The organism is Streptomyces sp. NPDC093109, from assembly GCF_040701725.1.
In the GTDB taxonomy this organism is placed as follows: domain Bacteria; phylum Actinomycetota; class Actinomycetes; order Streptomycetales; family Streptomycetaceae; genus Streptomyces.
In genome coordinates this window covers 63,691-75,333 of the sequence record NZ_JBFBEZ010000006.1, presented here as the reverse complement: position 1 = coordinate 75,333, position 11,643 = coordinate 63,691, and the positions used below count along the sequence as shown (strand labels likewise).

Here is an 11,643-nt window from a genome sequence, read left to right as displayed (position 1 = left end):
GCCCTACCCGTAGCAACCGATCGGACAGCCAAGACAGCACCGGACAAGCACCGGACAGTGACCGTACGCAACCGTTTCGTCACTTATCAGCGTAGGCATTTTCGGCCACTGTGAGTGATGTGATTCAGGAAAACGCCGAGACCACGGCCGCACTCGACCCCACCGCGCCGCCCGCGCCCGCCGACCCCACCACGCCCACCTTCAGCGTGCTGCTCTCCTCCACGCCCCGGGGTGCCCGCCTCGCCCGGCTGCTGGCGGACGACCAACTCCGCAGCTGGGGGCTTCCCTCCGACCCCGGCCGTCATCTCGTGGCGGAACTGGCCGCCAACGCCGCCTCCCACGGCCGCGTGGCCGGGCGGGACTTCCGGCTTACGCTCCGGCTCGTCCGTGACGTCCTCCGGATCGAGGTCGCCGACACGCGCCGTGAACGTCTTCCCGTACGTCAATGGCCCGCCCAAGACGCCGAGTCGGGGCGCGGTCTGCTGGTCGTGGACGCGCTTGCCGACCGGTGGGGAGTTACCGAGGGGCTGTTCCCGTGCAAGATCGTTTGGGCGGAAGTGCGTCTCGCGTGACCGGAACCCGTTCCGTCGCGTTCCGGTGGGGCCGGTGGTCTCTTTTCCAAGGACTTGAGAGGAGAAAGGACCCCCACCAAGCCCCACCCCTCCCGCCCGTCGCTCACAGTCACTCGGGCGGGTGAACATCCCTGGTTTTGGTGGATTTGGTGTGCCTCGGCTGCCTTACGCTCAGCGGGACAAAGGCACACCGCCGCAGACATACGTCGGCCCCCGGCCGGGACTCACAATCCCGATCGAGGGCCTGACCAACGAGGAAGAAGCACCTTCCTGATGGATACTCACGACATTAGCGCGCCCTCCCACGCCCCGTCAGGCTTACTCGACGGTCGGCGCCCCTCACGGGCTAATCAGCGCCCCGTTGTTCGGCCGCCGGACGTGCATCCCGCCGGGATCGAGCACGACAACTCCCGTCACACCGTCCGCTTCACCGTGATCGGCAACCACCTCGCCCAGCATGACAAGTTGTCGCTGATCGCCATGGGCCTCGGGCTGCACATCCAGTCGTTGCCCACCGGCGCCCGCGTCGACATTAAAACCCTCGCCTGCCGCTTCCCCGAAGGCGCCACCCGAATCGCCGCCGGGTTGCGGGAACTTGAAGCCCACGGCTACCTCCGCCGCCTCCGCGAACGCACCCCCAGCGGCCGGATCGTCACCCGTACGATCTCCTGCAACCAGCCCGCATCCGCCCGGCACCACGCCGTTGCGGCGGCCCGCGTCCCGCGCGCGCAGGCGGCCCCGGCACCCCCGGCAGCCCCGCCGGACACCGCGCTTCCCGCAGCGACCCCCGACGCGTGCCCCGCGCCCGCCCGCCCCGCGCCCGCCCGCCCCGCGCCCGCCCGCCCCGCACCCCGCAAGAAACGGCAACCCCTGCCCGACGTACCCCAGCCCGGCTACAGCTCCCCGGACCTCCTGAGCGCGGCCACCGCCGTCCTCGCCGACCTGCGCACCCACGACCCGCGCCTCCTCCTCTCCGCCTGCGACACCACCCACCTCGCCCCCGGCGTCGCCGCCTGGCTGGAACGCGACGTACCACCCGCCGCCGTACGCCATGCCCTCACCACCGACCTCCCACCCGACGGCCCCCGCCGTCCGGCCGCCCTCCTCGCCTACCGCCTGACCAATCAGTTGCCACCCCCACCCCCGTTCCGCGCGCCGGCCGCCCCAGCCGCCGTCCGGCACCCCCTCCGTAACTGCGACCGCTGCGACCGCGCCTACCGAGGCCCGGACCCCGGCCACTGCGGCGACTGCCGCGCAGCGGCGCCCACGGCCGCAGACGCTCGCCGGCCCGACCCCGACGCTTCCACCCACCCATGAACAGGACTTCCAGACCCATGTTCGCGACAACAAGTCCCAGCCGTCCCGGACGACTAACCTGGCCCGTGCACTCCCAGGAGGACACCATGAGCACCCAGGCCGACCACGGACACGAGCTGGTCCCCCGCCCCGAGCAGACGCCGGACGCCCTGCGTGCCGCCCTCGCCGTCGTGGCGCCCGGCCGCCTGGCCGAGATGCAGCGGACGAAGGACGATGCCTTCGCCAAAGCTGTCGAGTGGCAGTCACTCAGCCCGGTGCGTGGCTGGGTGCTGGCCTGGGCCCGGGATATCGAGATCGCCCGCCGTCCCGACCTGTCCACCCGGCACTACCGGGCGAGCGGCAACCTGGAGAGCGAGGATCCGGCCGTCGCCCGGGAGGCTCTCCGGGAGCTGACCATGGTCCTGGACGAGGCGATGACAGCAGTACGCGCTTGAGCTGGGCCTGGGAGTACGCCTTCGGGGCAGAGGAATCGGCCCGCACCGCACCGCGCTCCTTCCTGGCCGGAGTGGAGAAGAAAGTGGCTGAGCTGGTCAGAGCGGCCGAGGCACTGCACGTGCATGGCCGAAGCCACGAAGGACTCGATCCGAAGGGCGGAAGTCTTCCTGTTCCCGGTGGCATGTTCACTTACCAGATCGTCGTACGCAGCGAACGCGTCTACATCGTCCAGATCACGTACCTGGGCTTCTGACCTGCAGTTTTCACTCGTCGTCGCGGTCGTCGCCCTCGTCGTCCCCGTCGCGGTCGTCGTCGTCCGCCCCCTCCGCGTCCTGGCCGACGATCCGGCCGTTGAAGGCGTCGACGAGGACTTCGATGCCTCCGGCGGCGGCCCGGGCCTCGACCTCCCACACGGCTCTGCCGCCCTCCTCGTCCAGCTCCACCTTGACCACTTGGGCACCGGGGTTGCTGTCGGTGACGATCTGCGCGGCTTGGACGGCGTTGACCGGCCGAGGCCCGAACCGGGCGTCCAGCTCCGGGTCTATCTCGATCTCGAAGCCGGCGGACGAGGCGGCGCGGACGGTCGCGGGACCGCCGGGTGTCGTCCGTCCGGACTGGCCCGCCGAGGCAAAGGCGGCGCCCACGGTGACGGACAGCAGCAGTCCTCCGCCAATCAGGGCGAACAGCTTGGTCTTGCGCATCGGTTCCTCCTGTGGAGTGCTCCCGTGATGTGCAAGGACGGTAGCGAGCCGCGCACTAGAGGAAGGTTCGGCGACGGGCCGCGCAAGGCTAGAGGAACCCTAAATTTGGTGAGGCGTGCGGGAGTTCAGACCGTGAGTGTGCGGCTCCAGACCTCCACCGCCGTATCGACGGCCGTATCGACCGCCGTATCGACGGTCGTATCAAGCGCCGTGACCACCGCCCCCGTCGGCGCGACCGTCCCCAGCCGCGTCCACCCCCACGCCCGCAGCGCGCCCACGCCCGCCTCGTTCGCCGGGTGCACCCGTACGGTCACCTGCGCCGCGTTCGTGCGCATCAGCAGCTGCTCGATGAGCCGCGTCGCCACCCCGTCGCGCCGGAAGTCCGGCAGGACCATCAGCTCGGCGAGTACGAAGACGGGCCCGGGAACCGGCCCGGAGGCCGTCAGCTCAGCGATGCCGGCCGGCCCGTCGCCGCCCAGCGGGAACCCGTACGCGTACGCGACCGGCCGGGGCCCGCTCGCGGCCACCACCATGTCGAAACCGGGCCGCTGCACATCGTCGGCGAAGGTCTCCAGGAACTCCCCGCGATCGTCCGCACCGTACGATCCGCCGCCGTGCGATCCGCCGCCGGACGATCCGCCGCCATGCGTCCCGCCTCCGTACGACTCGACGTACACATTCGCCACGGCTTCCCGCTGCGACTCCGCCTGCCACCGGCTCAAGCGTCGAATGAACACCTCTGCCACCGCGTGCCCCTCCCGCGCCCGTCGCGCGGTGAACCACCGCGCGGAGATACATCGTCGCAGGACAGAGAGGGGTACGGGAATACCGCACGCGAGTTCACCACGCGGGCTGTGGCCTACTTCTGCGCGTGCTCACCGACGTAGAAGAGGACCCAGATGAAGCCGGCGAAGAGATGCGACGCGAAGACGTAGACGAAGACCCGGAGCGCCACCCCGCGCTCCTTCCAGCTCTCGCTTCCACCCGCGCGGCCGTCCGTGCTTCTGTCCGTGCTTCTGTCCGCGTCCGCGCGCCCGTCCCCGCTCTCGTCCCCGCTCATTACGTCCTCACGTCCTCCAGGCGCCGCCCCCGCTCCCGCCACAGTACGGGGCCACTCCCAGCCCCTCCCGGACTCTCCCGGCCCCTCCCGGCCCCTCCCGAACCCTGTGTCCGAGTTGTCAGTGCCATGACCTAATCTGCACTTCATCTCCCTGCCCCGGTTGAGGGGCGGGTTATGAGTCTGGGGGGCCAACTCATCATGCGTACGCGCAGAAGCGCAGTACTTCCGACCGCGACAGCGCTCGCGGTCCTCTTCGGATCGGTGGTGCTCGCCTCGGGCACGGCGGCGGCCGATTCCAGCAAGGTTCTGCCGGTCAGCTCCACCGGGGACATCGTCGTCGACGGCGTCCACAAGAGGGTCTTCATCAGCGATCCGGCTCAGGGCAAGGTCGTCGCGACCGACTACGCGGGCAAGGTTGTCGGGACCGTCGCCGGGCTGCCCGGAGTGGACGGGCTCGCCCTGTCCGCCGACTCGGGGCAGCTGTACGCGGCGGTGCCAGGGACCGACTCCATCGTTGCCATCGGTACGGACACGGTCAGCCCGACCGGCCGTTTCCCGACCGGCGAGAACACCGAGCCGGAGCATCTGGCCGTCGCGGGCGGCAAGGTCTGGTTCGGCTACGGCAGCGACGGCGGGAACATCGGCTCGCTGGACCTGTCGGGCGAGGAGCCCGTGGTGGCCCTCGGGCAGGACGACGACGCCGGCTGGCGGACCGCGCCCAAGCTCGCCTCCACGCCCGGCGCGCCGGACATCCTGGCGGCCGGGGACGCGACGCGCTCCTCCGACCTGGTCGGTGTCTACGACCTCACCTCCGGTGAGGCGACCCGTACCGCCCTGGCCAAGTTGCCGGTCAGCGAGGACCTCGCACTCACCCCGGACGGCAGCCGGCTGATCACTTCCGGTGGGGGCAGCCGCCATCTGATCCTGCGGACCACCGATCTCGCGCAGGTGGGCGCCTACTCCACCGTCCCCTCCACAAAGGCCGTCGACGTCGCGGCCGACGGAACGGTCGCGGTGGGGTCCGCCGCCTGGTACGACCCGAACGTCCATGTCTTCCTGCCCGGCTCCACCAAGCCGGTGCGGGAGTACGACCTTCCCGCCACCGGTCTGTACAGCGGTGGCGACACCCTGACCACCAGAGGTCTGGCCTGGGAGCCGGGCGTCGCCCGGCTGTTCGCGGTGTCCGTGAACGACCAGAACGTGTACGCCCTGCGGACGCTGACCGACCCCACCAAGTCGGTCACCACCCTCACGGCCACCGCCCCCGCCACCGCGCCCCGCGCCAAGTCCCTCACCGTCAAGGGCAAGATCACCGCGTCCGTCGCGCTCCCGGCCGGCACCCCGCTGACCGTCACCCGTACGGACGTGGAGTCCCCGAACGGCAAGTCGCTCGGGACGAAGAAGACCACCGACGCGAAGGGCACGTTCTCCTTCACCGACACCCCGCCGGCCGGCGGCAAGGTCACGTACAAGGTCACGTACGCGGGCAGCGCCACGCACACCGCCGCGTCCGCGTCCGCCAAGGTCACCGTCTCGCGGGCGACGCCCAAGCTGACGCTGGACCGCAACGGCAAGGTGTACGACTACGCCAAGAACGTCTCCTTCACCGCGCACCTCGGCAGCACCCACAAGAACCGCGTGGTCGAGATCTGGGCCGACCCGTACGGCGCCGACAAGCCGAAGAAGCTGATCAAGAGCGGCAAGGTCAACTCCAAGGGCAATCTGTCCGCCACCGTGAAGATGACCCGCAACACCACGGTCACCGCCGTCTTCGCGGGCGACGCGCGCTATGTCCCGAAGTCGGTGAAGTCCACCGCGCAGGCGCGGGCGAAGGTCTCCACCACGGTCTCCCGTCACTACAAGACGGGCAAGATCGGCTCCACGACGTACGCGTACTTCCACAAGAAGACGAATCCGATCTTCACGACGACCATGACCTATCACAAGGGCCGGTCGCACCGGTTCGCGCTGGAGGTCTACTACGACGGCAAGTGGTACGACTCCGGCTCCGAGTACTTCCTGCTGGGGACCAGCGGGAAGTCGGTCGTCGAGATGGCCGGTGAGCGGGACACCAACCTGCGGGCCCGGATGCGCTCCTCGTACATCAAGGGCGGCTCCGGCGACAACGTCAACTACACGACGCACGGCGCGTGGAAGTACTTCATCTTCACGAAGTGAGTGAGCGAACCGGGTGAAGGGCGGCATGCGGGGTCAGGTCGACGGGACCGGGCCCCGCATGTGTGCGCTGATCCACTGGATGAGCCCGCCGGCCGCCATGTTCGGTACGTACGTACGGGCGTTGTGGCCGCCGCCCTGGATCACGCTGAGCTTGGTCCGCACCGGCCCTTTCGTATACGTACGGACGAAGTCCTCGACCTTCGGCCGGTCCTCGGCGTCCGAGCCGACCGTGCCGACCTGGAAGGCGAGGTAGACGTCGGGGCCGCCGGCCCGGATCAGCTCGGGCGCGAGCAGCGTTGGATCGTTCGCGCGTTTCTGCGCCGCGTGACCGGCCCAGAGCCGGGAGTCCGGCCTGATGTCGGGTCCCGAGGCGATGGCGGCCTCGAAGCGGGTCGGCTTCTGGAGGACGGACTTCAGGGCGGCGAACCCGCCGGTGGAGGAGCCCATGATGCCCCAGCCGGCCCGGGACCTGATGGTGCGGAAGTTGGCCTTGATGAGGTCGGGCACGTCCTCGGTCAGCCAGGTGCCCATCTTCGGCTGGCCGGGGATGTCGCTGGCGTCCCAGTACAGCCCGCCGGTGTCGGGGTGCGGGTTCAGGACCGGCATGGCGAGGATGAACGGCAGGCTCTTGCCCTCCTTGGACCAGGCGGCGATGCTCGCCTCCAGCTTGAGGTCCGTCCCCATCCAGTAGTTGACCGGATAGCCGGCGCCGCCCGGCAGCGCGATCAGTACGGGGAAGCCGCTCTTCGCGTACTTCGGTTCGTTGTACTGCGGCGGGGCCCAGACCCAGACCCGGCCGGTGAAGCCGGATCTGCGGCCCTTGAGGGTGGTGACGGCGATCTTGGAGCCGTCCTCGGGGACGGTGGCGGCGACGGAGAAGGACGCGGCGGGGCCGGTGGGCATGAGGACGGGGGAGCGCGCGGTGCCGGTGCCTGTCCCGGTGCCGGGTGAGGGGTCCGAGTTGCTGCCGCGCGCGAAGCTGATCGGGTCGCCGTTGTCCGTGAAGACGCCGAAGTGGTCCAGGACCGGCCAGGCGCCCAGGCCGAGCAGGATCAGCAGGGTCGTACCGAAGATCCACCCCTTCGCGCGCGCCGCGCGGCGGTGGCCTCGTGACCGGTGGATACCGCCTTCGCGCCGGGTGGGTGTCATCGCACGTTCTCCTCGTCCTCCCTGATCGGTATGGCTCACCCATCGGGAGGGGTGGAGCGGAGGCAGAGGTTCCGATCCAGTCGTACAAATCTATTTAAACCGGCTGGAGGAGTGGTGTGCACGGGGTGTGCACGGGGGCGTGCGCGGGGGTGGGAATAGCGTGGCGCGGGTCGCCGTTGTAAGCTTCAGTTGAATTTTCAACTAATGCGCCTGATACACGGCGCGTGAGCGCGAGAGCGAGAGGTGTGAGCGCGATGCAGTTCGGGATCTTCACCGTCGGTGATGTCACGACCGACCCGACCACCGGACGTACGCCGACCGAGCACGAGCGGATCAAGGCGATGGTCACCATCGCGCGCAAGGCCGAGGAGGTGGGCCTCGACGTCTTCGCGACCGGCGAGCACCACAACCCGCCCTTCGTCCCGTCGTCGCCCACCACGATGCTCGGCCACATCGCGGCCACCACCGAGCGGCTGATCCTCTCCACCTCCACGACGCTCATCACCACCAACGACCCGGTGAAGATCGCCGAGGACTTCGCGATGCTCCAGCACCTCGCGGACGGGCGCGTCGACCTGATGATGGGACGCGGGAACACCGGCCCGGTCTACCCGTGGTTCGGCGAGGACATCCGCAAGGGCATCCCGCTGGCCATCGAGAAGTACGCGCTGCTGCACAAGCTCTGGCGGGAGGACGTCGTCGACTGGGAGGGCCAGTTCCGTACGCCGCTCCAGGGCTTCACCGCGACACCGCGCCCGCTGGACGGCACCCCGCCGTTCGTCTGGCACGGCTCGATCCGCTCGCCGGAGATCGCCGAACAGGCCGCGTACTACGGGGACGGCTTCTTCGCGAACAACATCTTCTGGCCGAAGGAGCACTTCCAGCAGCTCATCCGCCTCTACCGGAAGCGGTACGCGCACTACGGGCACGGCACCCCGGAGCAGGCGATCGTCGGCCTCGGCGGCCAGGCGTTCATGCGGAAGAACTCGCAGGACGCGGTACGGGAGTTCCGCCCGTACTTCGACAACGCGCCGGTGTACGGCCACGGGCCCTCGCTGGAGGACTTCACCGACCAGACGCCGCTGACCGTGGGCAGCCCGCAGCAGGTCATCGAGAAGACGCTCGCGTTCCGCGACTCCTTCGGCGACTACCAGCGCCAGCTGTTCCTGATGGACCACGCGGGGCTGCCCCTGAAGACCGTCCTGGAGCAGCTCGACCTGCTGGGCGAGGAGGTCGTCCCCGTACTGCGCAAGGAGTTCGCGGCGCTGCGGCCCGCGGGCGTACCGGAGGGGCCGGTGCACCCGGCGGTGGCGGCGGCCAGGATGTCATCGAACGGGGCGGCAACGAACGGGATGACGACGCAGAAGGAGTCATGAGCGCTATGAGCACGGAGACGTTGAAGATCGTCACGGTGGTGGCGGGCCTGAGCAGGCCGTCCTCGACCAGGCTGCTGGGCGATCGGCTGACGGAGGCGGTCACCCGCGAGCTGGCCGCCGGCGACCACAAGACGGAGGTCACGGTCGTGGAACTCCGCGAGCTGGCCGTCGATCTCGCGAACACCCTGATCACCGGCTTCCCGTCGCCCGCGCTTGCCGAGGCGCTGGACGCGGTGACGGAGGCGGACGGACTGATCGTGGTGACACCGGTCTTCGCGGCGTCGTACAGCGGGCTGTTCAAGTCCTTCTTCGACGTGGTCGATCCGGACGCGCTGACCGGCAAGGCCGTACTGCTCGGCGCGACCGGGGGCACCGCGCGCCACTCCCTCGTGGTGGAACACGCCCTGCGCCCGCTCTTCTCGTACCTGCACGCCCTGACCGCGCCGACGGGCGTCTTCGCGGCCACCGACGACTGGGCCACGGGCGAGCTGTCGGTCCGTATCGGCCGGGCGGGCGGGGAGTTCGCCCGGCTGCTGAGCGGCGCGGCGCGGCCGGCGGCCGAGAAGGCCGCGGCGGCTGCTGCGGCTGCCGGGAATGCCGGGGAGCTGGACGAGGTGGTGCCCTTCGAGCAGCTGCTGGCGAACGGCTGGTCCACGGGGCTCGACTCGGTCGGAGACACGGGAGAAGTACGGGCGCCGCACCCGGAACCGTAGGCGCGCGGCCTGACGCTGTGGTCAGTGGCCCTGGCCGTGGAGACGGTCCAGGGTCCTGCGGTCGCGCTTGGTGGGGCGGCCCGTACCCCGGTCGCGCAGGGCGATCGGGGTGGTCAGCTCGCGCGGCGGGGGCGGAGGGCTGTTGTCGACGTAGCAGTTGACGGCGACCGGCGCGCCCACCCGCTTCCGTACGATCCGGGAGACCACCACGACCCTGTCCCGGCCCTCGTGCCGTACCCGGACCTCGTCGCCCGCCTTCAGCGCGTACGCCGGTTTGACGCGGTCGCCGTTGACACGCACATGGCCCGCGCGGCAGGCCGACGCGGCCTGGGAGCGGGTCTTGGTGAGCCGAACGGACCAGATCCACGTGTCGACACGGGCGGAACCCTCGCCCGCGCCCGGGAACTCAGCAGCTGCCTCGGAAGCCATACCCCGAGGGTAAACGGGGACGACCGCTCGTGGACAAGGGCTGCGCGGGCGCCGCCGAGGCGGTACCGTCCACGCACACGGGCGCCGCCCCTGCCGGAGATCCCTTGCAGGGGCCGCTAACCTTACGTATCCGCCCTGGCCAGGGATGCGCGTGTTCCCGGGCGGCGGACACCCCACCCAACTCATCTGGAAGGGCTCGCCCATGGGCATTCGGAGCATGCTGCGCAAGGTGTTCGGGCGCGACCGTGCGGAGGAGCGCGGCGAGTCGGCGACAGCCTCCGTACCGGCGCAGGCCGACGGTACGGAGCCGGTGTCGGAGAAGGCTGAGGAGAAGAAGGCGTCCGAGGAGAAGTCGTCCGAGGAGAAGTCGTCGGCCACAACGTCGGCCACAACGTCGGCTTCAGCTTCGGCCTCGGCCTCGGTTTCCGCCACGTCCTCCTCCTCCTCTGTCTCCGGCGTCGCTGTGCACGCCCCCGCCGCGGCCGACCTGGTCGCCGAGGCGTTCGACAAGGCCCGCCCGTCCGAGTCGGAGCGCACCGTACCGGCGCAGGCGTCCCGTACGCGTACGGTCGAGGAGCCGGCCGCCGCCACTCCCGCGCCCGCGCCTACGCCCACGCCCGCGCCCGCCGTATCCGTATCCGTACCCGCGCAGGTGACGGCGGAGCCCGAGCCGGTGGCGAAGCCGGAGCCGGAGCCCAAGGCCGAGGTGAAGCCCGAGCCGAAGCCCGAGCCCGAGCCGGAGCCCGTGGCTGAGGTCGTCGCTCCCGCGCCCGAGCCGGTCGTCGTGGCCGAGCCGGTCGTCGAGCCCGAGCCCGTCGTCGTACCGGAACCCGAGCCCGTGGCCGAGGTCGTGGCCGAGGTCGTGGCCCCCGAGCCCGTCGTCGAGCCCGAGCCGGTGGCCGCGAGCGCCCCCGAGCCCGAGACCGCCCCCGTAGTCGAGCCCGAGCCCACCCCTGTAGTTGAGCCCGCCGCCGAAACCGCCGCCGAGACCGCCGCCGCGCGTCCCGCGCTCACGCTCGCGCGCGTCAAGTCCCGGGCTCCCGGCCTGGTCGAGCAGTACAAGGCCGCCGGTGCCGCGCTCAAGAAGGCCGGGCTGGGCGGGCAGCGGGCAGCCGTCTACCTCGTCATCGACCGGTCCCTCTCCATGCGGCCCTTCTACCAGGACGGCAGCGTCCAGCACCTCGGCGAGCGCGCCCTCGCGCTCGCCGCGCACCTGGACGAGAACGCGGCCGTCTCCGTCGTCTTCTTCTCGACGGACATCGACGGAACCGGCGAACTCGGCCTCGACACCGACGCGTACGAGGGGAAGCTGGACGAACTCCACGCCTCCTACGGCCGTATGGGCCGGACGAACTACCACCGTGCCGTCGAGGAGGTCGTCGAGCTGCACGAGAAGTCCGGCGCCACCGGGCCCGCGCTGGTGATCTTCCAGACGGACGGCGCGCCCAGCGCCATCCGCCTCGCCAAGCAGGCGTTCGCCGAGGCCGCGCGGCTGCCGCTGTTCTGGCAGCTGGTCGCCTTCGGCGCCGAGGACGCCAAGGACTTCGACTTCGCCCGCAAGCTCGGCGCCGACACGGCCGCCGGGAACGTCGGCTTCTCGCACGCCGGGCCCGCGCCCCGCGACCTGCCCGACGCCACCTTCTACCGCGACGTGCTCGCGGCCTGGCAGCCCGCGGACGTCGAAGACGCGAGCTGACCCGCTGCCGTACGAGC

At 70.5% G+C, this 11,643-nt stretch carries 12 protein-coding genes and 1 pseudogene; 8 read left to right on the top strand and 5 right to left on the bottom strand.

Going from position 1 to position 11,643, the window contains the following annotated elements:
* Positions 1–206: 206 nt before the first annotated feature.
* The 4 genes from AB0389_RS08600 (at position 207) to AB0389_RS08585 (ending at position 2,577) form a co-directional block, all read left to right on the top strand.
* The gene (locus AB0389_RS08600) at positions 207–572 is read left to right on the top strand and encodes an ATP-binding protein (protein ID WP_366394730.1); all 366 of its coding nucleotides are present in this window, start codon (positions 207–209) and stop codon (positions 570–572) included.
* Between the two features lie 273 nt (positions 573–845).
* Positions 846–1,889 (top strand): helix-turn-helix domain-containing protein, encoded by a 1,044-nt coding sequence (locus AB0389_RS08595; protein ID WP_366394572.1) that lies wholly within the window; start codon positions 846–848, stop codon positions 1,887–1,889.
* Positions 1,890–1,975: 86 nt separating this feature from the next.
* Entirely contained in the window at positions 1,976–2,323 is a 348-nt protein-coding gene (locus AB0389_RS08590; RefSeq protein ID WP_366394571.1) for a hypothetical protein, read from the top strand.
* Positions 2,320–2,577, top strand: coding sequence for a hypothetical protein (locus AB0389_RS08585; RefSeq protein ID WP_366394570.1), 258 nt, complete (start codon positions 2,320–2,322; stop codon positions 2,575–2,577). The genes AB0389_RS08590 and AB0389_RS08585 overlap by 4 nt, the downstream gene beginning before the upstream one ends.
* A 10-nt stretch (positions 2,578–2,587) precedes the next feature.
* Here the strand turns inward: AB0389_RS08585 and AB0389_RS08580 are convergent, their stop codons facing one another.
* From AB0389_RS08580 to AB0389_RS08570, 3 genes and pseudogenes are all read right to left on the bottom strand, one after another.
* Positions 2,588–3,025 carry a PepSY domain-containing protein gene (locus AB0389_RS08580; protein WP_366394569.1) on the bottom strand — a complete coding sequence of 146 codons (438 nt, stop codon included), beginning with the start codon at positions 3,023–3,025 and terminating at the stop codon, positions 2,588–2,590.
* 125 nt (positions 3,026–3,150) lie between these two features.
* A complete protein-coding gene (locus tag AB0389_RS08575) occupies positions 3,151–3,747 on the bottom strand; it encodes a GNAT family N-acetyltransferase (RefSeq protein ID WP_366394568.1) in 597 nt (198 codons plus the stop codon).
* 137 nt (positions 3,748–3,884) lie between these two features.
* Positions 3,885–4,004 (bottom strand): annotated as a pseudogene (locus tag AB0389_RS08570) (DUF6126 family protein); the annotation flags it as partial.
* A 279-nt stretch (positions 4,005–4,283) separates the two neighbouring features.
* Here AB0389_RS08570 and AB0389_RS08565 point away from each other — a divergent pair.
* Positions 4,284–6,263, top strand: coding sequence for an Ig-like domain repeat protein (locus AB0389_RS08565; RefSeq protein WP_366394567.1), 1,980 nt, complete (start codon positions 4,284–4,286; stop codon positions 6,261–6,263).
* Positions 6,264–6,296: 33 nt separating this feature from the next.
* Here the strand turns inward: AB0389_RS08565 and AB0389_RS08560 are convergent, their stop codons facing one another.
* Positions 6,297–7,412 carry an alpha/beta hydrolase-fold protein gene (locus AB0389_RS08560; RefSeq protein ID WP_366394566.1) on the bottom strand — a complete coding sequence of 372 codons (1,116 nt, stop codon included), beginning with the start codon at positions 7,410–7,412 and terminating at the stop codon, positions 6,297–6,299.
* Between the two features lie 254 nt (positions 7,413–7,666).
* Between AB0389_RS08560 and AB0389_RS08555 the strand changes: the two genes are divergently transcribed.
* Both AB0389_RS08555 and AB0389_RS08550 read left to right on the top strand, forming a co-directional pair.
* A complete protein-coding gene (locus AB0389_RS08555; protein ID WP_366394565.1) occupies positions 7,667–8,788 on the top strand; it encodes an LLM class flavin-dependent oxidoreductase in 1,122 nt (373 codons plus the stop codon).
* A gap of 5 nt (positions 8,789–8,793) precedes the next feature.
* The gene (locus tag AB0389_RS08550) at positions 8,794–9,501 is read left to right on the top strand and encodes an FMN reductase (protein ID WP_366394729.1); all 708 of its coding nucleotides are present in this window, start codon (positions 8,794–8,796) and stop codon (positions 9,499–9,501) included.
* A 21-nt stretch (positions 9,502–9,522) separates the two neighbouring features.
* Here the strand turns inward: AB0389_RS08550 and AB0389_RS08545 are convergent, their stop codons facing one another.
* Entirely contained in the window at positions 9,523–9,930 is a 408-nt protein-coding gene (locus tag AB0389_RS08545; RefSeq protein ID WP_366394564.1) for an RNA-binding S4 domain-containing protein, read from the bottom strand.
* A gap of 202 nt (positions 9,931–10,132) precedes the next feature.
* On the opposite strand from AB0389_RS08545, the gene AB0389_RS08540 reads away from it, so the two are divergent.
* Positions 10,133–11,626, top strand: coding sequence for a VWA domain-containing protein (locus tag AB0389_RS08540; RefSeq protein ID WP_366394563.1), 1,494 nt, complete (start codon positions 10,133–10,135; stop codon positions 11,624–11,626).
* The last annotated feature ends 17 nt before the right edge of the window (positions 11,627–11,643 follow it).